Source organism: Litorivita sp. NS0012-18 (assembly GCF_040371945.1).
Taxonomy (GTDB): domain Bacteria; phylum Pseudomonadota; class Alphaproteobacteria; order Rhodobacterales; family Rhodobacteraceae; genus Litorivita.
Genome location: NZ_BAABWS010000001.1, coordinates 644,187 through 667,863, shown reverse-complemented (window position 1 = coordinate 667,863; position 23,677 = coordinate 644,187). Strand labels below are relative to the sequence as shown.

Below are 23,677 nucleotides of genomic sequence, written 5' to 3'. Positions count from 1 at the left end.
TTGGGTCATATGGAATGGGACTAGTTGCGGAGAGACCAATGGGTATTCTGAACAGTGTTTTGCGTGTTTTCACCTGGTGGAATGGCCAGACCTTGAACACACAGCTTTATACATGGCGCAAAGGCGTCAAAGTGGGCGAGGACGAGCAGGGCAACCGCTATTACCGCACCGTGGATGGCAAGCGCCGCTGGGTGATTTACAACGGCGAGGCCGAGGCCAGCCGCATTGGCGCCGATTGGCACGGGTGGTTGCATCATACGTTCAAAGAGCCGCCCACCGACCGCCCGATGGTGCATAAGACATGGGAAAAACCGCATCAGCCGAACCTGACCGGCACGCCCTTGGCCTATGCTCCGGCAGGCTCCATTCGCCGCGAGGCCCCTGCCGAGCGCAGCGATTACGAGGCTTGGACGCCGGAATAAATGGCGGGCGCGCCGCGCCTGACCACGCTTCCGCGACGCAGAATGCGAGTGCAGATATATGTCTGAAAACACGACCGAAACCCTTGTTGGCGGCGCGGTTCTGGCCGCGGCGATCGGCTTTTTGTTCTATGCGGGGCAGGCCACGGGCTATTCCGCGAGCAGCGCAGGCTACCCGCTGACGGCGTCGTTTCGCTCGCTCGAAGGGGTGAGCGTCGGCACCGATGTGCGCCTCGCGGGGGTCAAGATCGGCACAGTGACGGATGTGGACCTTGATCCGGCAACCTATCGCGCCACGGCTGAATTCACCGTGTCGAGCGGCATTGAAATCCCTGACGACAGCGCGGTGTCGATTTCCTCCGAAGGGCTGCTGGGCGGCAATTTCGTCGAGATCATGCCAGGCGGGTCGCCCTTCTACCTCGCTGCAGGCGACGAGATCGAATTCACCCAAGGCGCGGTGAGCCTGATTTCCTTGCTGATGAAATTTGTCGCAGGCGACGGGAGCGCGGCTGACGCGGCGGCGAATTGATGCGCCGCGTGCTTTTGGTGGCCGTGCTCGCGGGTCTTGCCGCCGTCCCCCTCAAAGCGCAGCAACAGGCCAGCAAAGCCGATGGCGCCATCTTGCGCACCCTCGACAAGGTTTCGGGGCAGGTGTTCGACCATACGGTGGGCGCGGGCAGCGGCTTTGACCTTGGGCTTTTGCGCGTCGATCTGTCCGAATGCCGCTTTCCGGCGGGCGATCCTTCGGGGGATGCCTATGCCCATGTCACGGTGCGCGACGGGGGCGAGGACGTGCCGATTTACAGCGGCTGGATGATTGCCTCTTCGCCCGCGCTCAGCGCGCTGGATCATGCGCGTTATGATGTTTGGGTCATCCGCTGCAAAACCTCCTGAGGCGCCGCGCAGAGCGGCAGGGCGGTGATGTCGGCAGGCACATCCAATGCCGCGTTGAGCAGCCCGTGATAGTCTTTGCGCGGCACTTCAATCGCGCCTAAACTGATCAAATGCGGCGTGGTGAATTGCGTATCAAACAGCGTAAATCCGCAGCGGCGTAGATGGTCGACCAAATGCGCCAGCGCCAGTTTTGACGCATCCGTGCGCCGCGAGAACATGCTTTCCCCGAAAAATGCCGCGCCGCAGGTGACGCCGTAAACCCCGCCGCACAGCGCGCCCTCTTGCCAGATTTCAATCGAATGGGCCTCGCCGCGCAGGTGCAAGGCGCGATAGAGCCGCGCGATATCGGCGCTGATCCATGTTTCCTCGCGGTCGGCACAGCCGCGCAACACCCCGTCAAAATCGCGGTTCAACGTGACCTCATAGCCGCCGCTGCGCATCCGGCGGCGCAGGCTGCGCGACAGGTGAAACCCGTCCAGCGGCAAAAGCCCGCGGCGGCGCGGATCGACCCAGAACACTTCGGGGTCGTTCTCATGCTCGGCCATCGGGAATACCCCGATGCGGTAGGCCTCAAGCAAGGTATCAGGCGTGATCTGGGCGGCGATGGTCATTCAAATACTGCGAAACTCGTTCGGATTATTGCGGCGCACGTTAACGGAGCACTGTGCCCCGCCATTTAGGCTGATCTTTGGTGAAGTTTCCAGTGAGGTCTTGAAATGAGTGGAAGTGGAGAAGGGCCGGACAATCCGGCGATGATGATGGTCAGCCGCATGCATGCGCGCCACGGGGTGTTGCTTGATGCATATCGTCATGTGATTGCCGATAGCTCTGTGCTGCATCTGGGGGCCGAAGACGGGCGGTGGTGTTACGCTTTTGCTTCGGCGGGGGCGCTGCAAGTTGTCGGGGTCGAGAAAAGCGCAGAGCAGGTGAGCAAATTCACCCGCTATCCCGATATCGGCCTGCGCGAGCGTATCGATTTGCGCTGCGCCGATCCGATGGAGGAGCTGAGCGCAGAGGTGCGGGCCGAACGGCGCTACGATGTGGTGGCGATGTTCGATTTGCTCGAAGACGTCGCCGATCTGTTTTTGCTTTTCTCACATATCCGCGCCCTCGGGCCGCGTTTGGTGATCCTTGATGGGGTGTTCTTGATCTCGCAAGATCCGGTTTTGCGTATCGTCAGCCAGCCGGTGCCAAGCGGCGAGGGGGGCGGCGGCCCGCTCCGTCCGCGCGCCGTGCCCAGCCCGCGGGCTTTGGAGGTCATTGCCGAGGCGCTCGATTTTGAGCTGGAGTGGATAGATTGGACCCAAGTGCCCGAGGACGGGCGCATCGGGCTGGCTGATTATTTTGCCACCCACGGCGAGAAACGCGCCAGTTGCACGTTGGTCCCGCGCGATTTGTAGCGCGCTTGAATGAAAGCGCCCGCCAGAAAAGGCGGGCGTTTGTCATTTATATCAACCGCTTAGGGTTGAAACTTGTTTTCAAGCCAGTCTTCGAGCCAATGGATGTTATAGCTGCCATCCAAAATGTCCTGCTCTTGCAAAAGAGCATCGAAGAGCGGCACGGTGGTGTCGACCCCATCGACAATCAATTCGCCCAAAGCGCGGTTCAAACGGGCCAAGGCCTCGTTGCGATCACGGCCGTGGACGATCAGCTTGCCGATCAAACTGTCGTAATAGGGCGGGATCGTATAGCCGTCATAAAGCGCGCTATCCATGCGCACACCAAGCCCGCCAGGGGCGTGATAGGCCGTGATCTTACCAGGGCAGGGCGAGAATTTCGGCAGTTTTTCCGCGTTGATCCGCACTTCAATGGCATGACCGTTGATGGTCAGATCGTCCTGCTCGAAGGACATGGGCAGGCCTTCGGCAACGCGGATTTGTTCGCGCACGAGGTCCACGCCGAAAATCCCCTCGGTGACGGGGTGCTCGACTTGAAGGCGGGTGTTCATTTCGATGAAATAGAACTCGCCGTTCTCATAGAGAAACTCGATGGTGCCCGCGCCGGTATAGTTGATCTTGGCCACCGCATCGGCGCAGATTTTGCCAATGCGGGCGCGCTCTTCGGGGGTGATACAGGGGCCGGGGGCCTCTTCGAATACCTTTTGGTGGCGCCGCTGCAGCGAGCAATCGCGCTCGCCCAAATGCACGGCGCGGCCTTTGCCATCGCCGAACACCTGAATTTCGATATGGCGCGGCGTGGTCAGATATTTCTCGATATAGACCTCGTCATTGCCAAAGGCGGCTTTCGCCTCGCTGCGCGCCGTCATAAAGGCGCTTTCCATCTCGGCTGCGGTTTCGGCAACTTTCATGCCGCGCCCGCCGCCGCCAGCGGTGGCCTTGACGATGACCGGATAGCCGATTTCAGCGCCCAGCTTTTGCGCGGTTTTCAGGTCCGGCACGCCGCCGCCCGATCCGGGCACGCAGGGCACGCCAAGCGCCTTCATCGTGTCGATGGCGGTGATTTTGTCGCCCATGACGCGGATGTGCTCGGCAGTCGGGCCGATAAAGGTCAGCCCGTGATCTTCGATGATCTGCACGAAATTGGCGTTTTCCGACAAAAAGCCATACCCGGGGTGCACGGCCTGCGCGCCGGTGACTTCGCAGGCGGCGATGATCGCGGGGATCGACAGGTAGCTGTCGGCGGAAGAGGGCGGGCCGATACAGATGCTTTCATCGGCCATGCGTACATGCATCGCATCGGCATCGGCGGTGGAATGCACCGCGACCGATTGGATGCCCATTTCGCGGGCCGCGCGGATGACCCTGAGGGCAATCTCGCCTCGGTTGGCAATTAGGATTTTATCGAACATATGCTGCGCCTTATTCGATAACGACGAGGGGCGAGCCATATTCGACCGCATCGCCATCGGCGACGAGGATGCGCTTCACGGTGCCCGATTTCGGCGCCGGAATATGGTTCATGGTTTTCATCGCTTCGACGATCAACAGCGTGTCGCCTTCGCTGACCTGAGCGCCGACCGAAATGAAGGAGGGCGCGCCGGGTTCGGCTTGCATATAGACTGTGCCGACCATGGGCGAGGTCACCGCGCCGGGGTGGCTGGCGGGGTCTTCTTCGGCGGCGGGGGCGATTGGGGCCGGTGCGGCGGCGGGCGCCGGTGCGGCAGCGGCGGCAGGGGCCGCCGCGACTTGGGTGACGATTTCCTTTTTGCGGCTGACGCGCACGTTGAGGCTGTCGTCTTCGCCATATTCGCGTTTGACCTGCAACTCGGTCAAATCGTTTTCGCGCAAAAGCTCGGCCAGTGCCTGAATAAAGGCCACATCGGAGTCATGGGTGTTTTTTGTCATGTTGTCCTCAAACGGTCAGATGCGCTCATCTTTGTTGTGCGCGCTACCAAATCTGGCCTGCTTATATGGCATGCGTGGATGCGAATAAAGCGGGCAATTTCTTCCTCTTTGCGCTAACTCTTGTGGGAAAGCGAGGTGAAAATCCCCGATTTTGCGTCAAAACGGGTAGGGCGATATGGCTTAAAGGGGGGTTCCCGACAATTTCGCCACCAATTCCGCCAGCTTGCGCGCCTTGAATTTTTGCAAAAGCCGCGCACGGTAGACCTCGATTGTCCGGTAGCTCAGGTCCAGTTCCTTGCCGATTTCCTTGCAGGTTAGCCCGCGGCAGGTGAGGATCGCGACATCGCGCTCGCGGCGCGTTAACTCGACCAAGGGGCGCTCTTCGGAGATATCGGCAAAGGACCACACACCTTGGCGAAACGGGTCTTCGGGGGTGAGCGATTGCCCGCGCGCGCGGCACCAAAACAACGTTCCATCGCGGCGGCGCATGATGCGTTCATCTTGATGCCTACCGGTGCTGCGCATGCCTTCTCGCCAACGCGCACCGATGGTTTCAAACTCCTGAAGGGAGGGGTAGAGCGCGGAAAACTGGGTGTTTATATAGCTTTCGGGTGTGCCGCCGAACATGCGCGCGAATTGTTGGTTGCAGCGGCGCACGATGCGATTTTCCAAGACCACCAAGCCCGTCGGCGCATAGTCGAAGGCCAGATCGGACAGCGATTGCGGCGCGGCGCGATCCGCGGGATCGATGGGGTGCGAGGAGGGCGGCGTGCTGCGTGTTTGGGTGACCATAGCCTATTGTGGACCCACTGGCCCGCAGGCGTAAAGCGCAATATTGCACCTGCGCCTGCCTGCGGCTTGGCTTTTGCGGCGAGCGCGGCGCAGGGTTATGCGGCGCGGCTGGCGACGATGGCGGCGTTATAAGTCGCCAGAACCTGACTTGCGGCAAAGCGTTGATCCGAGGTGGGAATATCCACTCCGCCGACCTTCTCGCCATTGCGGGCAGCTTCAATCGCGCTTTGCTTGGCCTCACGCACGGCGGCTTGAATCTCGCGCACCAGATATTGCGCGCGCAGTTCTGCTTGCAACGCGAGGCTGCGGGCATGGCTCTCGGCCGAGGAAATTTCGGCCTGCTCGCGCAGCGCATCCTCGCTCTGTGTGGCCGTCTGCTGGGGCGGCGCAGTTTCGCGGCGGGTCTCGATGCTTTGCGCGGTTTGGGATTTTTCGGCCTGCACAAGGGCAAGGTTGTGGTCGTTGCTGGCGTCCCGCTCGGCCTTGAATGCGGCTTGCGCGGCGGCGTTTTGCTTGGCGTCCAAAGCCGCGGCGCGCGCCTCCTCTTCGGGGCTGCCAAACATGGCGTCGGCGTCTTCTTTGCGGCTTTTGTGATCCTCGCGCGCGCGCGGCGCACTGCGGTCTACCGCGCCTTCAATGGCGGCGCGCGCGGCGCTTTCGCTCGAGGACGGGTTGGCGGAGCGGCGCACCACATCGGCGGCGGCTTGGTTTTTTTGCTCCTGCGCGGTGCCGGATTTCTCTGCCCCTGCGGGATTGGCCAGAACCGTGGCCGGATTGATCGCCGAAGGCGGCGAGAGAGCGCCCGTGGCAGGGGCCGCACCGGGCACAAAGCCGCGCGCGCCTGTTCCCGCCGACGAGGTATCGGTTTGAGGTGTTTGGTGAATTTGCTTTTGCGTGCCGTCTTGCAGCACGCTGGACATCGCCCATCCGACAATCCGCATCGCTAGCATTTGTTACATCCTTCGATTACCCCCCACACGACTCAGAGGTTAAGAGGTAAATCTTTACATGCGATTAATACCTCTTAAGTGGACGTAATTCTTGAGGAAATTGGACGGTTCAAACCCTACCCTGCGTGGGGTTTGCGGGGGCGGCGGCGGGCAGGGCCCTGTGGATGACTTTGCCAAGGTCTACCTCGCAAAGCTTAACAGCTTCAGACATGTGAAGAAAAATTCACATTTGCGCGGCTGATTTTCAGGGCGCGGCGCAAAAGAAAAGGCCGAAGCAATGCTCCGGCCTTTGCATGCGTCATGTGACACCTGTTCACCCGCGGTTCATGCGGTTCTCGATCAACTCGTCGACCACGGCGGGTTCGGCCAAGGTCGAGGTGTCGCCAAGGCTGCCAAAATCGTTTTCGGCGATCTTGCGCAGGATGCGGCGCATGATCTTGCCCGAACGGGTTTTCGGCAAGCCGGGGGCCCATTGGATGAGGTCCGGTTTGGCGATCGGTCCGATTTCGGTGCGCACCCAAGTTTCAAGCTCTTTGCGCAGCTCATCCGTCGGCTCGACCCCGTTCATCAATGTGACATAGGCATAGATGCCTTGGCCTTTGATATCATGGGGATAGCCTACGACAGCGGCTTCGGCGACCTTGGCGTGGGCGACCAATGCGCTTTCCACCTCGGCGGTGCCCATACGGTGGCCCGACACGTTGATCACGTCATCGACGCGGCCGGTGATCCAGTAGTAGCCATCCTTGTCGCGGCGGCATCCGTCACCGGCGAAATAATAGCCTTTGTAGTCGGAGAAATAGGTTTTCTCGAACCGCTCGTGATCGCCAAAGACCGTGCGCATCTGGCCAGGCCAGCTGTCCTTGATGGCCAAGACGCCTTCGCATTCGGTGTCATGGATTTCCTCGCCGGTGTGGGGGTCGAGAACGACAGGCTTGACGCCAAAGAAGGGCAGGGTCGCAGATCCGGGTTTGGTGGCCGTCGCGCCGGGCAGGGGGGTGAGCATATGGCCGCCGGTTTCGGTTTGCCACCATGTGTCGACAATCGGGCATTTGCCCTTGCCGATCACGTCATTATACCAATTCCACGCCTCGGGGTTGATCGGCTCGCCGACGGTGCCGAGCAGCTTGAGGTCCGACAGGTCGTATTTCTCGACCCATTCGTTGCCTTGGCCCATCAGGGCGCGAATGGCGGTGGGGGCGGTATAGAACTGGTTCACCTTGTGTTTTTCGCACACGGCCCAGAAGCGGCCTGCATCGGGGTAGGTCGGCACGCCTTCGAACATGATGGTGGTCGCGCCATTGGCCAGCGGGCCATAGACGATATAGCTGTGACCGGTGACCCAGCCCACATCGGCGGTGCACCAGAAGATGTCGCCCTCGTGATAGTCAAAGGTGTATTGATGGGTCATCGCGGCATAGACCATATAGCCGCCGGTGCAATGCACGACGCCTTTGGGTTGACCGGTCGAGCCGGAGGTGTAGAGCACGAAAAGCGGGTCCTCCGCGTTCATTTCCGCCGGTTTGCTGTAATCATCGGCCTCGGCGGCCATTTCGTTATAGTCGTAATCGCGCCCGTCGATCCAAGTGGTTTGACCGCCCGTGCGTTTGACCACAAGGCATTTGACCGTGTCCTTGCAATGCAGCAGCGCCGCATCGGTGTTGGATTTGAGCGCGGTTTTGCGCCCGCCGCGGGGGGCTTCGTCGGCGGTGATCACCACTTTGGCGTCGCTGCCATTGATCCGCGCACCGAGCGCATCGGGCGAGAAGCCCGCGAAGACGATGGAATGCACCGCGCCGATCCGCGCACAGGCCAGCATCGCATAGGCCGCCTCGGGGATCATCGGCAGGTAGATGATGACGCGGTCGCCTTTGCGCACGCCCATATCTTCGAGGATATTGGCCATGCGGCAGGTGCGCCGGTGCAGCTCTTTATAGGTGATATGGAGCGCCTCATCCTCGGGGCTGTCCGGCTCCCAGATGATCGCGGTTTGATCGCCGCGGGTCTCCAGATGGCGGTCGATGCAGTTGTAGGAGGCGTTCAATGTGCCGTCCTCGAACCATTTGATATCGACCGATCCGAGGGTGAAGTCGGAGGATTTCACTTTGGTGAAGGGCTTGATCCAGTCAATCCGCTTGCCATGCTCGCCCCAAAAGGCCTCTGGGTCATTGATCGAGGCGGCATACATCTGGTCATAGGTCGCCTTGTCGGCGTGGGACGCTTTGGTGAATGCGGCGGAGGGCGGGTAGGATTGATCGGACATGGGATAGCCTTCACTACTATTTCGTTTGGATCTGGGTAACCCGTCCGCCGTGGCCCTTTCAATCGGGACCAAAGGCGGACGGATTTGGCTCTTTATGGCTTAAATCGCCAGATATTCGGCGCGCAGCGCCTCATCGCCGAGAACCTCGGAGGCCGCGCCGTCAAAGACGATGCCGCCGGTGTCGAGGATCACCGCGCGGTCGGCCAGCTCCAGCGCGCGCACGGCGTTTTGTTCAACGATCACCGTGGTGATGCCCTGCTCCTTGATGATGCGCAGGGTTTTCTCGATCTCGTCGACGATGACGGGGGCGAGACCCTCGTAAGGCTCGTCGAGCAAGAGAACCTTGATGTCGCGGGCCAAGGCGCGGGCGATGGCGAGCATCTGCTGCTCGCCGCCCGAAAGCGTCACGCCCTCTTGCTTGCGCCGCTCGCCCAGACGCGGGAACAGCTCGTAAAGGCGCTCCAGCGACCAGCCGATCGGCGGGGCGATTTGCGCCAGTTGCAGGTTCTCTTCGACCGTCAGCCCAGGGATGATGCAGCGGTCCTCGGGCACAAGCGCGATGCCTGCGGCAGAGGCCTGATGCGAGGCCATATTGTGCAGCGGCTGGTGATCAAGCCAAATCTCGCCATGGGTGACTTGCGGGCTGTCCATGCGCGCGATGGAGCGCAGGGTCGAGGTTTTGCCCGCCCCGTTGCGGCCCAAAAGCGCAAGGATTTCGCCCTCATGCACGTTGAACGAAATGTTCTGCACGATGTAGCTTTCGCCGTAGTAGCTTTCCATCTCCCAGACCGACAAGAAGGCGGGGGCGGTTTCGGCAAGGTTCTTGCCTTTGGAAAAGTCGGGTTTGACGTTCATATCGAATGCCTCCGCTTATGCCGTCTCGCCAAGGTATGCTTCGCGCACCTTGGGATGGCCTTTGATGTTTTCGGGCGTGTCTTCGACCAAGGGTGTGCCTTGGGCCAAAACGGTGATCCGCTCGGCCAAGGAGAACACCACATGCATGTCGTGTTCAATGATCGCGATGGTGATGTCGCGCTCTTCCTTGATCTGTTTGAGCAGGTCGATGGTGTTGTTGGTATCGGCCCGCGCCATGCCTGCCGTCGGCTCGTCGAGCAGCAAAAGGCGCGGCTCTTGCGCAAGGCACATGCCGATCTCGAGGCGGCGTTTGTCACCGCGCGACATGGAGGCGGCATTCATATGCCGCTTGTTCGCCATGTTCATATCCTCAAGCATTTTCTCGGCCTTCTCGACGATGTCTTTCTCGTTCTGCGTATGCTCGATGGCATGCAGGCGGAAGGCCCCGTCGCGTTTGGCAAAACAGGGGATCATCATGTTTTCCATCACCGAAAGATCGCCAAAGATCTCTGGGGTCTGGAACACGCGAGAAATGCCCATCTGGTTGATCTCGTAGGGCGTGCGGCCCAAGACCGATTGCCCGTCGAACATCACCGATCCGGTGTCGGGGATCAATTTGCCGACGAGGCAGTTGAGCAAAGTGGATTTGCCCGCCCCGTTCGGCCCGATGATTGCATGGACCGAGTTTTCGGCGACCGAGAGGTTCACATCGCCCAGAGCCTGCAGACCGCCAAAGCGTTTGCCGACGTTTTTGACTTCTAGAATACCCATTCTAACGTCTCCTTATTCTGCAGGGGTGGATTGGGCTTTGTCGCCCGCATCGTCGGATTTCTTACGCTTGAACAAACGTCCGATGCGTTGACCGCCTTCGACCAGACCGCCCGGCAAGAAAATCACCACGAGCATGAACAACAGGCCCAGCGTCAGGTGCCAGCCCTTGCCGATGAAGGGGTGCAAGATGCCGACGATCAGGTTTTCCAAGCCGTCCGGCATGAATTCAAACCAGCCGTGCAGAACTGTATCGTTGATCTTCGAGAAGATGTTCTCGAAATACTTGATGAAGCCTGCGCCCAGAACCGGACCGATCAATGTGCCCGCGCCGCCAAGGATGGTCATCAGCACCACCTCGCCCGAGGCGGTCCATTGCATACGCTCGGCGCCCGCAAGAGGGTCCATCGAGGCCATCAAGGCACCGGCCAGTCCAGCATACATGCCCGAGATCACGAAAGCCGCCAAAGTATAGGGACGCGCATTGAGGCCGGTATAGTTGAGCCGTGTCTGGTTCGATTTGATCGCGCGCAGCATCAGGCCGAAAGGCGAGCGGAAGATGCGGATCGCAAGATAGAAGCTGAGCAGCAAGATGAAGGCGCACAGGTAGTAGCCCGCATTGAACTGGAACAGCCACGGCCCGACGGTCATCTCGTAGGTCGAGCGCATTTCAATCCCGAAGAGCGAGGTCACAGGGATCGAGCCATCGGCCGTGGCCGATTGGCCAAGAACGCGCGGATCGCTGAGCGTCAGTTGCAGACCGGTTTCGCCATTGGTGATCGGGGTGAGCACCGAATAGGCGAGGTTGAAGGACATCTGCGCAAAGGCCAGCGTCAGGATCGAGAAGTAAATCCCCGAACGGCGTAGCGAGATAAAGCCGATCACCAGAGCAAAAAGCCCCGAGACAACCACCGCCAGAAGGATCGCGGGGATGACGTTCATCGACAAGAGCTTGAACATCCACACCGCAGAGTAGGAGCCCACACCGAGGAACGCGGCGTGACCGAAGCTGAGGTAGCCGGTCAGGCCAAAGAGGATGTTAAATCCGACGGCAAAGATGCCAAAGATCACGAAACGCTGCATCAAATCGGGATAGCCCGCGTTGAACTGCGCCATGGCAGAGCCTTCGGGGAAGGGGTTGAGAATGAAAGGCGCGCACATGGTCAGCACGGCCACGATCAGAAGAAGCGAGAAGTCTTTTTTGTTCAGACCCAGCATGGATTAGTCCTCCATCACGCCTTTGCGACCCATCAGGCCACGCGGACGCGTAAGTAGAATGATGATGGCGACGACGTAGATGATGATCTGGTCGATACCGGGAATGAGCGATTTGACCTCGTTCATGGAGGCGAAGCTCTCCAAGACACCCAAGAGGAAGCCTGCCAGCACGGCGCCCGGAAGCGAGCCCATGCCGCCGACAACCACCACAACGAAGCTCAGGACCAGAAAATCCATCCCCATGTGGTAATTGGGCGAGTTGATCGGCGCATACATCACGCCCGCAACCCCCGCCACGGCGGCCGCAAGGCCGAACATGAAGGTAAAGCGTTTGTCGATGTTGATGCCCAAAAGCCCCACAGTTTCGCGGTCGGCCATACCGGCGCGCACAACCATGCCGAAGGTGGTGAATTGCAAGAAGGCAAAGACACCCGAGATGATCAGGGCCGAGAAGCCGAAGTAGACCAGACGCCAGTAGGGGTAGATGATCACATTGGGATCAAAGCCCAAGAGCGTGCCGAAATCAAAGCTGCCCTTGAAGACATCGGGGGCAGGGGTCGGGATCGGGTTGGCGCCGTAGAAGGCCTTGATGATCTCTTGCAACACGATGGCAAGGCCGAAGGTCACGAGGATCTGATCGGCATGGGGGCGTTTGTAGAAGTGTTTGATCAATCCCCGCTCCATGATGAAGCCAAAGGCAATCATGATCGGGATGGAAAACAGGATCGCAAGCGGCACGGACCAATCGATAAGCGCCGCGCCGAAATCATTGCCGAACCATTGTTCCACGTAGGTCGTCTTGATCTTGGCCGGATTGCCAAGGAAGTCGGTCTTGGTGGGATCGATGGTTTCGAAGCTGAGGTTGAGGATCTTGCTCAGCGTGACGGCGCAGAAGGCACCGATCATGAAAAGCGCACCGTGGGCGAAGTTGACCACGCCAAGCGTGCCAAAAATCAGCGTAAGCCCAAGCGCGATCAGCGCATAGGCCGAGCCCTTATCGAGCCCGTTTAGAATTTGGAGGATGATTGCGTCCATTGTTCCCACCCGTGGGTTTTTTTATTTGGTGGTTAAAAGAGGCTCCGCAGCGGGCGATCGGACCGGTTCGGCCCAAGCGACGGCGAGCGGAAAGAAACCGGCCGCGCTGCGAGAGCGCGACCGGTCTTTGGCGTGTGCCTTACGCGCCGGGGTTACAGGTGCCCAATGCACCACCCGCAAACATGGGGTGGTCGGGTGCGTATGTAACCTGAGCGGCGGGCGTGACTTCGACCACTTCGAGAACGTCGAACTCGGAGGTCGGGTTCTCTTTACCGCGCACAACCAGAACGTCTTTGAAGCACTGGTGATCGTCGGCACGGTAGAGGGTTTTGCCGTTGCCCAGACCGTCGAACTCGAAGCCTTCGAGGGCCTCGACAACGCCGCAGGGGCTGAAGGTGCCCGCACGCTCGCATGCATCTGCATAGAGCAGGGTCTGGCAATATACGGTGTGGGCCGCCTGCGAGGGCGGGAAGCCGTATTTGGTGCCGAAGGATTTCACAAAGGCTTTAGAGCCTTCGTCCTGCAGCGACCAGTGCCAGTTGGTGGAGCCAAGGATGCCCTTGATGTTCTCACCCGCACCGCGCGCCATCAAGCGCGAGAAGAGCGGCACAACGATTTCGAAGTTCTTGCCGTTCACTTGCTTGGAGCGCAGGCCGAATTGAACCGCGTTGGTCAACGAGTTGACCATGTTCCCGCCGTAGTGGTTCAGAACCAGAACATCGGCGCCGGAGTTCAGAACCGGAGCAATGTAGGAGGAGAAGTCGGTCTGTGCGAGCGGGGTTTTCACCGTGTTCACGGTTTCCCAACCCAAGGCTTCGGTCGCGGCTTTGATCGACTCTTCTTGCGTCCAGCCCCATGTATAGTCAGCCGTCAGGTGATAGGCCTTGCGATCGTTACCATAAAGCTTGGACAGCACCGGCGCGAGGGCCGCGGCGGACATGTAAGCGTTAAAGAAGTGACGGAAACCGTTGGCTTTTTTGTCTTTGCCTGTGGTGTCGTTCGAGTGGGTCAGACCGGCCATGAAGATGACGCCGGCTTCTTGGCACAGGCCTTGAACAGCCACAGCAACGCCCGAGCTCGATCCGCCGGTGATCATGACGGCACCGTCTTTTTCGATCATCGATTTGGCCGAGGCACGTGCCGCGTCCGATTTGGTTTGCGTGTCGCCCGTCACAAACTCGACTTTCTTGCCGAGGATGCCGTTGCCCTTGAGGGCTTTGGACGAGAAGGTGTTCATCATGCCGCCGTCGCCGCCGCCATTGAGGTGCTCGACCGCAAGCTCATAGGCGCGCAGCTCGTCGGCGCCCTCATCCGCATAGGGGCCGGTTTGCGGCACGTTAAAGCCGAGGGTGACCGAACCGCCCGTAGGCTCGTTCGTATAGGCGGCAGCCGAAGAGGCCGTGAAGATCGTCGGCAGGGCGACACCAGCACCGGCAATGGCGCCGGATTTGATCACGCCGCGGCGAGTCAGATTACTTTTGGACATTATATCCTCCCGTTTCATGAATTGCGGGGGATGCCTCCTCTGCGCCCCCCGCGCGCACATTTGTGCAAAGACAGTATCGCGCCTGCGCAGAAAACTTTGCAACAACAGCCTTGAATTCCACGATTTTTTTGTAAAAAACTACACAGAGACGCGGCGTAACTTGTAAAATAGTTTTTCCGCACTGCAGAAACGCTTTGAAAGCGCAGGGAAATTACATGCCAAAGTCGACATTGACCGGTAGCCGTATTCGTGAACGGCGGACCATGTTGGGGCTACGCCAATCGCAATTGGCGCAGATGGTTCATATCTCGCCCTCATATCTTAATCTTATTGAACACAACCGGCGCAGAATCGGCGGCAAACTGCTGGGCGATATTGCCGAGGCTCTGGGCGTCGAGCAGGCGCTTTTGTCCGAAGGGGCACAGGCGGCCATGATCGCCTCCTTGCGCGAGGCAGCGGCGACCCCTTTGGGCAAGGCGGCGGAACTGGACCGCGCCGATGAATATGCGGGCCGCTTTCCCGGATGGGCGGGGCTGACGGTGGGGGCGCACCGGCGCATCGGCGAATTGGAGCATATCGTCGAAACCCTGACCGACCGTTTGGCGCATGACCCGCATCTGGCCGCGTCCTTGCATGAGGTGCTCTCGATGGTGACGGCGATCCGCTCGACGGCGGGGATTTTGGCCGACACCCGCGAGATCGAACCCGAATGGCGCGACCGGTTTCACCGCAACCTCAACGAGGATGCCACCCGTCTGGCCGAAGGGGCGCAATCCTTGGTCACCTATCTGGACCGCGCCGAAGGCGGCGAGGATCATGCCAACTCCCCCCAAGACGAGATCGAAGCCTTCTTGCGCCAGCACGGGTTTCATTTTGCCATGCTCGAAGCCGCCGCCGACCCCGAACCGGTGATCGCCGCTCTGGTGGAAGAGGCCGGTTTCACCTCGCTTTCGGCCAAGGTGTTGGTGCGCGCGCTGTTGCGGCGCTATGTGACGGATGCGGCGCAGATGCCGCTTGGTGCGGCGCTGGAGGCGCTGGGCGCGCAGGAGGGGTTTGATCTTGCAGGCATTGCCGCGCGCTTCGGGGTTGGTTTGGGCACGGCGATGCGCCGTTTGGCGATGCTGCCGCCGGATGCCTTCGCGCGGCCCGTGGGGTTGGTGATCTGTGACGCCTCGGGAACGATGACCTTTCGCAAACCGATCGATGGCTTTCCCTTGCCGCGGTTCGGGGCGGGCTGTCCGCTCTGGCCGCTCTATGCGGCTTTGGGCCGGCCTATGGTGGCGCAGCGCGACGAAGTGCGCCAAAGCGGGCGCGGGGCGGGGCGCTTTGTCACCTATTCCATTGCCGAACCTGTCGGCCCTGCGCGCTTTGACGCGCCGGTTTTGACGCAGGCGCATATGCTTATCGTCCCGAGCAGCGACATCGATGCGCTGGCGGCGGTGGATATGCCCGAGGGCGCGGGCGCGGGGGGCGAGATCGGGGTGCGACAAATCGGCGTAAGTTGCCGGATTTGCCCCACAAAAGACTGTATCGGGCGCCGCGAGCCTTCCATCATGAGCGAAGAGTTTTGACTTGGCCGCAAGATGTGGTGTTAAGTAGCCTTCAGCAGTTTTCATTTTCATCGGGTCAGGGGAGGGGCACGTGAAATGGGCAAGCATGTCCTTCTGATCGAAGACGAACCCAATATCATCGAGGCCATCAGCTTTTTGCTCAGCCGCGACGGCTGGCGCGTGGACACCCATTCGAACGGCGTTGACGCGGTGCAGGTGGTCCAAACCAAAGCGCCCGACCTTGTGGTGCTCGATGTCATGCTTCCTGGAAAAAGCGGATATGATATTTTGCGCGAATTGCGCGAGGGTGCGGGCACGGCGGATTTGCCGGTCTTGATGCTCACCGCGCGCGGGCAAAGCCGCGACCGCGAGATGGCGGCGCGATTTGGCGCCAGCCGCTTTATGACCAAACCCTTCTCCAATGCGGAGGTTCTGGAGGCGGTGCGCGATCTGGTGGCGCCGTGACGCCGCTGCGCCCGCCAAACGAGGATCGCGGTCCTGTCTTTTTGGAGCGCAAAACCTATCGCGCGCGGCGGATGATGGATGGCGCGCGGCTGTTGCCGCTGTTGGGCGTGGCGCTTTTTATGGTGCCCGCGCTTTGGCCCAAATCCGCTGTCATCGCACCTCCCGCGCCTGACAGCTTTGCGGCGCCTGTAACCACCTCGGGCGCAATGCTCTATGTCTTCGGGCTTTGGGGGTTTTTGACCTTGGCCGCTGCGGTCATGGCGCGCGGGCTTGCGCGCGCCGAAGAGGCCGAGGCCGCAAGCGCGACGTCCGGTTCCAATGACGCTGCGCTTTTAACGGCAACCGCACCGGACGCCGATCACGCCGATCACGCCGATCACGCCGCGCAACAAGGCGCCGCAGCGCGACATGAGGGCGGGTGATGCTCAATCTGTTGGTTGCGGTTTGCCTTGGCTATGTCGCTTTCTTGTTCTTGGTGGCCTTCGGGGCCGAACGCGCGGCCAGACGCGGGCGCGGGGCGTTCTTGCGCTCGCCTTGGGTCTATACGCTGTCTTTGTCGATCTATTGCACCGCTTGGACGTTTTATGGCGCGGTGGGATCGGCGGCGCGCAGCGGTCTTGAATATGTCGCCATCTATATCGGCCCGACGATTGTCATGGTCGGATGGTGGTGGGCCTTGCGCAAAATCGTGCGCATCGGACGGCGGCAAAGGATCACCTCGATCGCCGATCTGATCTCCTCGCGCTATGGCAAATCCAACCTTCTGGCGGTCTTTGTCACGCTCTTGTCGGTGATTGGCACGACGCCCTATATCGCTTTGCAATTGCAATCGGTGACCTTGAGCTTTGCCAGCTTCTCATATGCCGATGGCGGTGCGAATTTCGGCAATGCGCAATCCACCGCCTTTTGGGTCGCGCTGGGCCTGTCGTTGTTCACGGTGCTGTTCGGCACCCGTAATCTGGATGCGAACGAGCGCCACCACGGGGTGGTCATGGCCATCGCGGTCGAGGCGGTGGTCAAGCTGTGCGCGCTTTTGGCGGTCGGAATTTTCGTGGTTTGGGGCTTGGGCGGCGGCGTCGGCGCGGTGATGGCGCGCATCGACGCGTCGCAATTGGGCGAATGGCAGGTCCACGGCGGGCGCTGGAGCGCGTTGATCTTCCTGTCGGGCGCGGCGTTTTTATGCCTGCCGCGGATGTTTCAGGTGCTGGTTGTCGAGAATGAGGATGAAAGCTACCTGCGCCTCGCCTCATGGGCTTTTCCGGCCTATCTGATGCTGATGAGCCTCTTCGTTCTGCCGATTGCGGTGATCGGGCTTGATTTGATGCCCGCAGGTTCAAACCCCGATCTTTTCGTCCTCACGCTGCCCTTGGCCGAGGGGCGCGACGGTTTGGCGCTTTTGTCATTTTTGGGCGGGTTTTCTTCGGCCACCTCGATGGTGATCGTCGCCTCTATCGCGCTGTCCACCATGGTGTCGAACCATGTCGTCATGCCGATCTGGCTTAAATTCGCGGGCGGCGGCGGGGCGACGGTGTCGGGCGATGTGCGCCATGTGGTGCTCTTGTCGCGGCGCATCTCTATCGCGGGGGTGGTGTTTTTGGGCTATCTCTATTTCCGCCTCTCCGGCGGCGGCACCGCGCTTGCGGCCATCGGGGTGGTGTCTTTTGCGGGGGTGGCACAGTTTTTGCCCGCGCTTTTGGGCGGGATATTTTGGCGCGGGGCCACGCGGATCGGCGCCTTGATTGGCATTTCCATCGGCTTTTTCGTTTGGGCCTATGTGATGCTCTTGCCCAGCTTTGGCGTCGGCGCGGTGCTCAGCGAGGCGGTGTTTGCCGATGGGCTTTTCGGTCTGGGCTGGCTGCGCCCCGAGGCCTTGTTCGGGATCGAGGGGCTTGACCCACTGGCCCATGCGGTGATGTGGTCGATCGGCTTGAATCTATTGGGCTTTGTTATCGGCTCTCTGCTCAGCTTCCCGCAGCCTCTGGAGCGGTTACAAGGCGCGCAATTCGTCAATGCGCTCGATTACGCGCAAAGCGCGCGCGGCTGGTCCGCCGCAGCCGCGCAAAGCGAGGACCTCATGGTCATGGCGCAGCGGATTTTGGGTGCGGCGCAGGCGCAGGCCCTGTTTCAAAAACAGGCCGAAGAGCAAGGTTTGGCGGGCTATCTGCCCGAGCCGACATCGGACTTTTTGCAATTGTTGGAGCGTGAATTGTCCGGATCGGTCGGGGCGGCAACGGCCCATGCGATGGTGGCGCAAATCGTCGGCGGCGCGATGGTGTCGGTCGAAGACCTGATGGCCGTGGCCGACGAGAGCGCGCAGATGATGGAATATTCCAGCCAGCTTGAGGCCAAATCATCGCAATTGACCCGCACCGCTCGCCAATTGCGCCAAGCCAATGAAAAACTGACCCAGCTGTCGGTGCAAAAAGACGCGTTTTTGAGCCAGATCAGCCATGAATTGCGCACCCCGATGACCTCGATCCGCGCGTTTTCGGAAATCTTGCGCGACACGGACGGGCTGACGGGGGCGGAAAAGGCGAAATACTCGTCGATCATCCATGATGAAGCCATCCGCTTGACGCGGCTCTTGGATGATCTTCTGGACCTGAGCGTGTTGGAAAACGGGCAAGGCAGCCTTAACCTGTCGCGCGGACGGCTGGGCGATGTGATCGATCACGCGCTGGCGGCGGCGGGAATGGACGGCGCGCGCGCGCAAGGCACGGCGAGGGCGATGCGCATCACCCGCACGATGTCGCAAGAGGGGGTGATGATCGAAACCGATCTCGACCGATTTGCGCAGGTTTTCATCAACTTGATCGCCAATGCGCAAAAATATTGTGATGCGAATGCGCCGCATCTCGATATCCGCACGCAGGTCGCGGCCGAAATGGTGGTGGTGGATTTTATCGACAACGGCAGCGGCATCCCGCGCGACTCGCAAAGCGTGATTTTCGAGAAATTCTCCCGCATCGGCGAGCAAAAGGCCGGAGGGGCGGGGCTGGGGCTGGCGATTTGCCGCGAGATCATGGCGCGGCTGGGCGGCACGATCAGCTACCTGCCCGGACAGGGCGGCGCGGCATTTCGCGTCACATTGCCGCTGGAAAATCCGCCCAAGCGGGGAATTTCTGCGCCGCAATAAAGGGCAAGTTAACCAAATCCCCGATAGGTTACCCCAAACGGATCCGCGAAAGGCGGTGTGAGGGGTATGGCAGAAGCTCGTTCAAATGCAGTTCTACGGCGCAAGGCAAGCGCAGCGCGTGAGGTTTATCAATCTCGCGCGATGTCGCTTGGCAAGGCGATCCGCTTGGCAATGGCCAAATCTGCGGACGAGCTGTTTGATATGCCTTTGGCCGTGACCGGCGTTAAACACGAAGTCTTCCAACAAGACGCTTTGCAAGAGACGATGTCGGATGAGACGCTTTTGGTGCTGCTCGACGGGCCGGACGGCGCGCGCGGCGTGATCAGCTTTGATATTCAAACCCTTGCCGCCTTGATCGAGGTGCAGACCACGGGGCGCGTGGTGCCAAAACCGGCCGATGCGCGCGCGCCGACCCCGACCGACGCGGCGATGATGGCACCTTTGGTCGACGACATGCTGCGCCGCTTTGCCGAAAACCTTGCCGAGGAAGAGCAAGGCTATTGGGTGCGCGGCTATCGTTTCGGGGTCCGGCTAGAGAATCTGCGGATGATGGGATTGGCGCTTGAAGCGCCTGATTTCAACCTGTTACGCGTCAATCTTGATCTATTTGCGGGGGCGAAACAGGGCGAAATGGTCTTGGTCTTGCCGGTGGTGGAAAAACCGCGCATTCCCTTGGCCGAGGGCGAGAAAATGCCCGATATCGGCGCGCAGATGGGCGAGGCGCTGATGCGCTTGCCTGCGCAAATTGATGCGGTGCTATGCCGGATCGTGATGCCCCTGTCGGCCATCGGCAAGCTCAAGGTGGGCGATGTTCTCCCGATCGAGCGCGAGGCGCTGAGCGATACGATTTTGGAAGTGGGCAAGAAACACAAGCTTGCCGAAAGCCGTCTGGGGCAAATGAACGGATTTCGCGCCGTGCGGTTGATTATGGATCGCCCCGATGGGGCGATGGAGGCCGAAGAGGACCATTACGGCGCGGATTTGAGCGGCGCAGCGCCCGATTTTGCCGCCAAAAAGGACAAAGGCGCACCGGCGCTGGCTGATCTTGGCGGCGCGATGGATGGCGATTTGGGCGGCGATCTGGGGTCGGATTTCGGCGGCTTGGATGATCTGAGCGATTTGCCGGACCTGAGCGATTTGCCCGATCTGGACGGCGGCGGCGATGATGATTTGCCCGATCTGTCCGATTTGGGCAGCTTTGACGGCGGCGGCGATTTGCCCGATTTGGGCGATCTGCCTGATCTTGGGGATTTGCCGGATCTGGGCGAGTTTGGCGAGCTGTCCGATCTTCCGGCGCTGGAGTGATGTAACGCTTCAGCTTTGCGCTTTAACCATCTGTATAAAAATAAAAACGCGCGAGATTCTTGCCCGCGCGTTCTGATCTTTTGGTGGGGGCGCACCCTTACGGTTTCGGAGCGGCCAAAGCCTCCAAAGTCGGGCGCAACCCGTCCAGCTGATAGCCCGCTTTCGCGGTCGCGGCGATGATCTCGTCGGTCGGCATTTGCCCCGCCTGCATCAAGGACCAGATCACCGAGCAGCGCGTGCCCGAGGCGCAATAGGCCAAAACCGGCCCCGCGCTGCCCTCCATCGCGGCTTTTTGCGCGGCGATATTTTCGGGGTTCATGGTTTGATGCGTCAAGGGGATGACGTGAAAGGCCAGCCCCGCCTCGGCCGCTGCGGCGGCCATGGCATTGGCTTGCAGCGCGGGCGGGATTTCCGCATCCGGCCGGTTGCAAATGACGGTGGTAAAGCCCTCGGCCTTGAGGGCTGCGAGGTCTTGCGGCTCAATCTGCGGCGAGACGGCGTAGCGGGGGGTGATGTTGCGAATATCCATATCTTTGCTTTAGGCCGCAACGGCGATCCTGTCCAGACGCGCGCGCAGCATCGGCGCAAGCGCCATACCGCCCAGCATCGCCCCGACAAAGACCACGCCCTCAATGCCGTTATAGCTCAGCGAGGCAATCGCCGGACCAGGGCACAGGCCCGCAAGCCCCCAGCCCACCCCGAAGAGCACCGATCCAAACGCGAGGTTGCGATCGACCTGCGCAATCGGCGCGGGCGGGAAGCTGCCCCCTGCGATCGGGCGCGCATTGCGGGTCAGGCGCCATGCGATCATCATCGGCAGGATCGCCCCGCCCATGACAAAGGCCAGCGTCGGATCCCAAGCGCCAAAGACGTCAAGCCAGCCTTGCACCTTGGTGGTGTCGGTCATGCCCGAGATGAAAAGACCGGAGCCGAACAGGCCCCCTGCGATCAGGGCTATCAAGATATGCATCAGATCACTCCCAAGATGTGGCGAAAGAACACGACGGACAGCCCGCCTGCGAGGATGTAGAAAACGGTGGCCGTCATGCCGCGCAAGGAAAACCGCGAAATGCCACACACCCCGTGGCCCGAGGTGCAGCCATTGGCGATGCGCGTGCCGACGCCCACCAAAAGCCCCGCCGCGATCAGCACGACAAGGTTTCCGGTCACATGGGTGTCAACGCCCGAATAGAACGGCATCAGCAGCATCGGCATGAGGAAGACCCCTGCGAGAAAGGCGATGCGTTCCTTGCCGGTGGACCAGCCCGATTTATCGACCAAACCGCCGATAATGCCGCTGGCCCCCATGATGCGGCCATTGCCCAAAAGGTAGGTCGCCCCGCCCAGTCCGATGAGCAGGCCGCCCGCCAGCCCCCAGATCCAATCCATTTCCATGTCGCGTTTCCTTTGTCAGTTTCCATGGCCGCGCGTGTTGTTGGCGCGGCAAATGTCGATGGGCCTTGCTTGCGGGTTCGCAGCCGCGCGGCAAGGCAGGCCGGCGCTCAAGGGGCCGCGCCGCGATGGGCGGGAGCCGTGAGATAAGTCGCCACGCTCCCTCTCGCAAGTGGGTCAGATTTTGTTGACCGGCACCTTGAGGAAGACATCGCCCTTTTCATCCGGCTCGGGCATGTTGCCCGCCCGCATGTTCACCTGCAGCGAGGGGATGATCAGCTTGGGCATGGCCAAAGTGGCATCGCGCGCGTCGCGCATTTTGACGAAATCATCTTTGCTCTTGCCCGCGCCAACGTGGATATTGGCGGCTTTTTGCTCGCCCACGGTGGTCTCCCATGCGTAATCCTCACGGCCGGGCGCCTTATAGTCGTGACCGACAAAGATGCGGGTCTCGTCCGGCAGGGCGAGGATTTTTTGCACCGAGTTGAACAGCGTCTCCGACGAGCCGCCAGGGAAATCGCAACGCGCGGTGCCAAAGTCGGGCATGAAGAGCGTATCGCCGACAAAGGCCGCATCGCCCACCACATAGGTCAGGCAGGCAGGCGTGTGGCCCGGCGTATGGAGCACATCGCCGCGCAGCTGACCGATGTGAAAGCTGTCGCCTTCGACAAAAAGTCGGTCAAATTGTGAGCCGTCACGCTGAAATTCTGTGCCTTCGTTAAAAACCTTGCCAAAGGTGTCTTGCACGATGGTGATGCGGTCGCCGATGCCGATCTTGCCGCCGAGGCGCTCTTGCAAATAGGGCGCCGCCGAGAGGTGGTCGGCATGCACATGGCTTTCGAGTAGCCACTGCACGTCAAGCCCTTCGGCCTCGACATGGGCGATGATCGCATCGGCCGACCGCGTATCGGTGCGCCCTGAGGAGTAGTCAAAATCGAGCACGCTGTCGACGATGGCGCAGGCGCTGCCCGTGGGGTCCTTTACCACATAGGAAATGGTGTTTGTGGCCTCGTCGAAGAAAGCTTTTACGTCAGGTTTCATGTGTAATCCTCTGGTTTGGAAAACATATAACATAATTTGCATGTGTTGCAAGGGGGCGGTTGATATGGGTCAAAGTTTCTGCGCGCCAGAGCGGATAAAATCGAGTAAAGTTTAGGGAGACCAAGGCATGACACGTTTTAACGCAGCCCAGACAAAATTGCTCGCAAGGCTCAAGGAACTGGACGGGCGGCTTCATGATATCGAGGCCGAATTGGAGGCGCCGCATTCCAAGGATTGGGATGAAATGGCTCTCGAGCGCGAGGGCGACGAGGTCCTCGAAGGGCTGGGCGAGGCGGGTTTGCACGAAATTGCGCGGATCAAAGCGGCCTTGCAACGTCTGCGCGAGGGCACTTACGGTGATTGCGTGCGCTGCGGAGGAGAGATTTCAGCGGCGCGCTTGGAGGTGTTGCCCGACACGCCCTTTTGCAAGAGCTGCGCGGCCTAGGGCCGAGGCTTTGCACTAACGGCGCCGCGCAAGGCGGGCTGGCCCTCCGACACGACCCAAGACCCGAATGGCAGTATCAATTCACCGGCTTTTCTGCCCGAGCCACACCAAAGGAGGAGAGACCCATGAAGACCCCGTCTTTTGAAGGCCAGATCGAAGCACTGGAAGCCGCGGTCGCAGCGGCCGATGGTAAGACCCGCGTGGCGTTGCAACAAAAGGTGCATGCATTGGTTCTTGAAATGAAGCGCCACGGCGTTCCGGTGCCCGCACACCTAAGCCATATCGATTGCGAATTGACCGATGAGGCCGTCGAGGCGCAATTCGACAATCTTCCGGTCTAGGCGCGATGGGTCTGCGG

General features: G+C 60.5%; 26 protein-coding genes. 11 read left to right on the top strand and 15 right to left on the bottom strand.

Going from position 1 to position 23,677, the window contains the following annotated elements:
- The first annotated feature begins 38 nt into the window (after positions 1 to 38).
- Genes ABWV64_RS03135 through ABWV64_RS03125 form a run of 3 tightly spaced genes read left to right on the top strand, consistent with a single transcriptional unit; the run spans position 39 to position 1,313 of the window.
- Positions 39 to 422 carry an NADH:ubiquinone oxidoreductase subunit NDUFA12 gene (locus ABWV64_RS03135; RefSeq protein WP_353342824.1) on the top strand — a complete coding sequence of 128 codons (384 nt, stop codon included), beginning with the start codon at positions 39 to 41 and terminating at the stop codon, positions 420 to 422.
- Between the two features lie 58 nt (positions 423 to 480).
- Positions 481 to 948: an outer membrane lipid asymmetry maintenance protein MlaD gene (gene mlaD, locus ABWV64_RS03130; RefSeq protein ID WP_353342823.1), complete on the top strand. Its 468-nt coding sequence runs from the start codon at positions 481 to 483 to the stop codon at positions 946 to 948.
- Positions 948 to 1,313: a DUF2155 domain-containing protein gene (locus tag ABWV64_RS03125; protein ID WP_353342822.1), complete on the top strand. Its 366-nt coding sequence runs from the start codon at positions 948 to 950 to the stop codon at positions 1,311 to 1,313. The genes mlaD and ABWV64_RS03125 overlap by 1 nt, the downstream gene beginning before the upstream one ends.
- On the opposite strand, the gene aat is transcribed toward ABWV64_RS03125, so the two are convergent.
- Positions 1,277 to 1,924, bottom strand: coding sequence for a leucyl/phenylalanyl-tRNA--protein transferase (gene aat, locus ABWV64_RS03120; RefSeq protein WP_353342820.1), 648 nt, complete (start codon positions 1,922 to 1,924; stop codon positions 1,277 to 1,279). The genes ABWV64_RS03125 and aat overlap by 37 nt on opposite strands.
- A 105-nt stretch (positions 1,925 to 2,029) precedes the next feature.
- Between aat and ABWV64_RS03115 the strand changes: the two genes are divergently transcribed.
- Positions 2,030 to 2,713, top strand: coding sequence for a class I SAM-dependent methyltransferase (locus tag ABWV64_RS03115; RefSeq protein WP_353342819.1), 684 nt, complete (start codon positions 2,030 to 2,032; stop codon positions 2,711 to 2,713).
- A gap of 59 nt (positions 2,714 to 2,772) precedes the next feature.
- Here the strand turns inward: ABWV64_RS03115 and accC are convergent, their stop codons facing one another.
- The 10 genes from accC to ABWV64_RS03065 all read right to left on the bottom strand — a co-directional run bounded on the left by accC (position 2,773) and on the right by ABWV64_RS03065 (position 13,985).
- A complete protein-coding gene (gene accC, locus ABWV64_RS03110) occupies positions 2,773 to 4,122 on the bottom strand; it encodes an acetyl-CoA carboxylase biotin carboxylase subunit (RefSeq protein ID WP_353342818.1) in 1,350 nt (449 codons plus the stop codon).
- 10 nt (positions 4,123 to 4,132) lie between these two features.
- Positions 4,133 to 4,618 carry an acetyl-CoA carboxylase biotin carboxyl carrier protein gene (gene accB / locus ABWV64_RS03105; RefSeq protein WP_353342817.1) on the bottom strand — a complete coding sequence of 162 codons (486 nt, stop codon included), beginning with the start codon at positions 4,616 to 4,618 and terminating at the stop codon, positions 4,133 to 4,135.
- Between the two features lie 180 nt (positions 4,619 to 4,798).
- Positions 4,799 to 5,335: a LuxR C-terminal-related transcriptional regulator gene (locus ABWV64_RS03100; RefSeq protein ID WP_353344482.1), complete on the bottom strand. Its 537-nt coding sequence runs from the start codon at positions 5,333 to 5,335 to the stop codon at positions 4,799 to 4,801.
- Positions 5,336 to 5,505: 170 nt separating this feature from the next.
- Positions 5,506 to 6,360, bottom strand: a complete 855-nt coding sequence (locus ABWV64_RS03095) for a hypothetical protein (RefSeq protein WP_353342816.1) — start codon at positions 6,358 to 6,360, stop codon at positions 5,506 to 5,508.
- A gap of 313 nt (positions 6,361 to 6,673) precedes the next feature.
- On the bottom strand, positions 6,674 to 8,623 hold the full coding sequence (gene acs, locus ABWV64_RS03090; RefSeq protein ID WP_353342815.1) for an acetate--CoA ligase: 1,950 nt from the start codon (positions 8,621 to 8,623) through the stop codon (positions 6,674 to 6,676).
- Between the two features lie 99 nt (positions 8,624 to 8,722).
- The gene (locus tag ABWV64_RS03085) at positions 8,723 to 9,478 is read right to left on the bottom strand and encodes an ABC transporter ATP-binding protein (RefSeq protein ID WP_353342814.1); all 756 of its coding nucleotides are present in this window, start codon (positions 9,476 to 9,478) and stop codon (positions 8,723 to 8,725) included.
- A gap of 15 nt (positions 9,479 to 9,493) precedes the next feature.
- A complete protein-coding gene (locus ABWV64_RS03080; protein ID WP_353342812.1) occupies positions 9,494 to 10,249 on the bottom strand; it encodes an ABC transporter ATP-binding protein in 756 nt (251 codons plus the stop codon).
- 12 nt (positions 10,250 to 10,261) lie between these two features.
- Positions 10,262 to 11,464, bottom strand: coding sequence for a branched-chain amino acid ABC transporter permease (locus ABWV64_RS03075; protein ID WP_353342811.1), 1,203 nt, complete (start codon positions 11,462 to 11,464; stop codon positions 10,262 to 10,264).
- 3 nt (positions 11,465 to 11,467) lie between these two features.
- Entirely contained in the window at positions 11,468 to 12,499 is a 1,032-nt protein-coding gene (locus ABWV64_RS03070; protein ID WP_353342810.1) for a branched-chain amino acid ABC transporter permease, read from the bottom strand.
- A 139-nt stretch (positions 12,500 to 12,638) separates the two neighbouring features.
- On the bottom strand, positions 12,639 to 13,985 hold the full coding sequence (locus tag ABWV64_RS03065) for a substrate-binding protein (protein WP_353342809.1): 1,347 nt from the start codon (positions 13,983 to 13,985) through the stop codon (positions 12,639 to 12,641).
- Between the two features lie 215 nt (positions 13,986 to 14,200).
- Between ABWV64_RS03065 and ABWV64_RS03060 the strand changes: the two genes are divergently transcribed.
- The 5 genes from ABWV64_RS03060 (at position 14,201) to ABWV64_RS03040 (ending at position 20,441) form a co-directional block, all read left to right on the top strand.
- A complete protein-coding gene (locus ABWV64_RS03060; RefSeq protein WP_353342808.1) occupies positions 14,201 to 15,556 on the top strand; it encodes a short-chain fatty acyl-CoA regulator family protein in 1,356 nt (451 codons plus the stop codon).
- 75 nt (positions 15,557 to 15,631) lie between these two features.
- Positions 15,632 to 16,000, top strand: coding sequence for a response regulator transcription factor (locus ABWV64_RS03055; protein WP_353342807.1), 369 nt, complete (start codon positions 15,632 to 15,634; stop codon positions 15,998 to 16,000).
- Entirely contained in the window at positions 15,997 to 16,422 is a 426-nt protein-coding gene (locus ABWV64_RS03050) for a hypothetical protein (RefSeq protein WP_353342806.1), read from the top strand. Before ABWV64_RS03055 ends, ABWV64_RS03050 begins: the two co-directional genes overlap by 4 nt.
- Positions 16,422 to 19,136: an ATP-binding protein gene (locus ABWV64_RS03045; protein WP_353342805.1), complete on the top strand. Its 2,715-nt coding sequence runs from the start codon at positions 16,422 to 16,424 to the stop codon at positions 19,134 to 19,136. The genes ABWV64_RS03050 and ABWV64_RS03045 overlap by 1 nt, the downstream gene beginning before the upstream one ends.
- Positions 19,137 to 19,307: 171 nt before the next feature.
- Positions 19,308 to 20,441: a FliM/FliN family flagellar motor switch protein gene (locus ABWV64_RS03040; RefSeq protein WP_353342804.1), complete on the top strand. Its 1,134-nt coding sequence runs from the start codon at positions 19,308 to 19,310 to the stop codon at positions 20,439 to 20,441.
- 97 nt (positions 20,442 to 20,538) lie between these two features.
- On the opposite strand, the gene ABWV64_RS03035 is transcribed toward ABWV64_RS03040, so the two are convergent.
- The 4 genes from ABWV64_RS03035 to ABWV64_RS03020 form a co-directional block, all read right to left on the bottom strand.
- Positions 20,539 to 20,970, bottom strand: coding sequence for a protein tyrosine phosphatase family protein (locus tag ABWV64_RS03035; RefSeq protein ID WP_353342803.1), 432 nt, complete (start codon positions 20,968 to 20,970; stop codon positions 20,539 to 20,541).
- A gap of 9 nt (positions 20,971 to 20,979) precedes the next feature.
- Positions 20,980 to 21,411 (bottom strand): DUF6691 family protein, encoded by a 432-nt coding sequence (locus ABWV64_RS03030; RefSeq protein WP_353342802.1) that lies wholly within the window; start codon positions 21,409 to 21,411, stop codon positions 20,980 to 20,982.
- Positions 21,411 to 21,836 (bottom strand): YeeE/YedE family protein, encoded by a 426-nt coding sequence (locus ABWV64_RS03025; protein ID WP_353342801.1) that lies wholly within the window; start codon positions 21,834 to 21,836, stop codon positions 21,411 to 21,413. The genes ABWV64_RS03030 and ABWV64_RS03025 overlap by 1 nt, the downstream gene beginning before the upstream one ends.
- Positions 21,837 to 22,010: 174 nt before the next feature.
- A complete protein-coding gene (locus ABWV64_RS03020; RefSeq protein ID WP_353342800.1) occupies positions 22,011 to 22,874 on the bottom strand; it encodes an MBL fold metallo-hydrolase in 864 nt (287 codons plus the stop codon).
- Positions 22,875 to 23,001: 127 nt separating this feature from the next.
- Between ABWV64_RS03020 and ABWV64_RS03015 the strand changes: the two genes are divergently transcribed.
- Both ABWV64_RS03015 and ABWV64_RS03010 read left to right on the top strand, forming a co-directional pair.
- On the top strand, positions 23,002 to 23,319 hold the full coding sequence (locus ABWV64_RS03015; RefSeq protein ID WP_353342798.1) for a TraR/DksA family transcriptional regulator: 318 nt from the start codon (positions 23,002 to 23,004) through the stop codon (positions 23,317 to 23,319).
- Between the two features lie 125 nt (positions 23,320 to 23,444).
- The gene (locus ABWV64_RS03010) at positions 23,445 to 23,660 is read left to right on the top strand and encodes a hypothetical protein (RefSeq protein ID WP_353342797.1); all 216 of its coding nucleotides are present in this window, start codon (positions 23,445 to 23,447) and stop codon (positions 23,658 to 23,660) included.
- Positions 23,661 to 23,677: the final 17 nt, after the last annotated feature.

What these genes read in the sequence shown, in the direction of transcription:
- ABWV64_RS03135 (WP_353342824.1), top strand. Translation starts at nt 39, where the DNA reads ATGGGTATTCTGAACAGTGTTTTGCGTGTTTTCACCTGGTGGAATGGC.
- mlaD (WP_353342823.1), top strand. Translation starts at nt 481, where the DNA reads ATGTCTGAAAACACGACCGAAACCCTTGTTGGCGGCGCGGTTCTGGCC.
- ABWV64_RS03125 (WP_353342822.1), top strand. Translation starts at nt 948, where the DNA reads ATGCGCCGCGTGCTTTTGGTGGCCGTGCTCGCGGGTCTTGCCGCCGTC.
- aat (WP_353342820.1), bottom strand. Translation starts at nt 1,924, where the DNA reads ATGACCATCGCCGCCCAGATCACGCCTGATACCTTGCTTGAGGCCTAC.
- ABWV64_RS03115 (WP_353342819.1), top strand. Translation starts at nt 2,030, where the DNA reads ATGAGTGGAAGTGGAGAAGGGCCGGACAATCCGGCGATGATGATGGTC.
- accC (WP_353342818.1), bottom strand. Translation starts at nt 4,122, where the DNA reads ATGTTCGATAAAATCCTAATTGCCAACCGAGGCGAGATTGCCCTCAGG.
- accB (WP_353342817.1), bottom strand. Translation starts at nt 4,618, where the DNA reads ATGACAAAAAACACCCATGACTCCGATGTGGCCTTTATTCAGGCACTG.
- ABWV64_RS03095 (WP_353342816.1), bottom strand. Translation starts at nt 6,360, where the DNA reads ATGCTAGCGATGCGGATTGTCGGATGGGCGATGTCCAGCGTGCTGCAA.
- acs (WP_353342815.1), bottom strand. Translation starts at nt 8,623, where the DNA reads ATGTCCGATCAATCCTACCCGCCCTCCGCCGCATTCACCAAAGCGTCC.
- ABWV64_RS03085 (WP_353342814.1), bottom strand. Translation starts at nt 9,478, where the DNA reads ATGAACGTCAAACCCGACTTTTCCAAAGGCAAGAACCTTGCCGAAACC.
- ABWV64_RS03080 (WP_353342812.1), bottom strand. Translation starts at nt 10,249, where the DNA reads ATGGGTATTCTAGAAGTCAAAAACGTCGGCAAACGCTTTGGCGGTCTG.
- ABWV64_RS03075 (WP_353342811.1), bottom strand. Translation starts at nt 11,464, where the DNA reads ATGCTGGGTCTGAACAAAAAAGACTTCTCGCTTCTTCTGATCGTGGCC.
- ABWV64_RS03070 (WP_353342810.1), bottom strand. Translation starts at nt 12,499, where the DNA reads ATGGACGCAATCATCCTCCAAATTCTAAACGGGCTCGATAAGGGCTCG.
- ABWV64_RS03065 (WP_353342809.1), bottom strand. Translation starts at nt 13,985, where the DNA reads ATGTCCAAAAGTAATCTGACTCGCCGCGGCGTGATCAAATCCGGCGCC.
- ABWV64_RS03060 (WP_353342808.1), top strand. Translation starts at nt 14,201, where the DNA reads ATGCCAAAGTCGACATTGACCGGTAGCCGTATTCGTGAACGGCGGACC.
- ABWV64_RS03055 (WP_353342807.1), top strand. Translation starts at nt 15,632, where the DNA reads ATGGGCAAGCATGTCCTTCTGATCGAAGACGAACCCAATATCATCGAG.
- ABWV64_RS03045 (WP_353342805.1), top strand. Translation starts at nt 16,422, where the DNA reads ATGCTCAATCTGTTGGTTGCGGTTTGCCTTGGCTATGTCGCTTTCTTG.
- ABWV64_RS03040 (WP_353342804.1), top strand. Translation starts at nt 19,308, where the DNA reads ATGGCCAAATCTGCGGACGAGCTGTTTGATATGCCTTTGGCCGTGACC.
- ABWV64_RS03035 (WP_353342803.1), bottom strand. Translation starts at nt 20,970, where the DNA reads ATGGATATTCGCAACATCACCCCCCGCTACGCCGTCTCGCCGCAGATT.
- ABWV64_RS03030 (WP_353342802.1), bottom strand. Translation starts at nt 21,411, where the DNA reads ATGCATATCTTGATAGCCCTGATCGCAGGGGGCCTGTTCGGCTCCGGT.
- ABWV64_RS03025 (WP_353342801.1), bottom strand. Translation starts at nt 21,836, where the DNA reads ATGGAAATGGATTGGATCTGGGGGCTGGCGGGCGGCCTGCTCATCGGA.
- ABWV64_RS03020 (WP_353342800.1), bottom strand. Translation starts at nt 22,874, where the DNA reads ATGAAACCTGACGTAAAAGCTTTCTTCGACGAGGCCACAAACACCATT.
- ABWV64_RS03015 (WP_353342798.1), top strand. Translation starts at nt 23,002, where the DNA reads ATGACACGTTTTAACGCAGCCCAGACAAAATTGCTCGCAAGGCTCAAG.
- ABWV64_RS03010 (WP_353342797.1), top strand. Translation starts at nt 23,445, where the DNA reads ATGAAGACCCCGTCTTTTGAAGGCCAGATCGAAGCACTGGAAGCCGCG.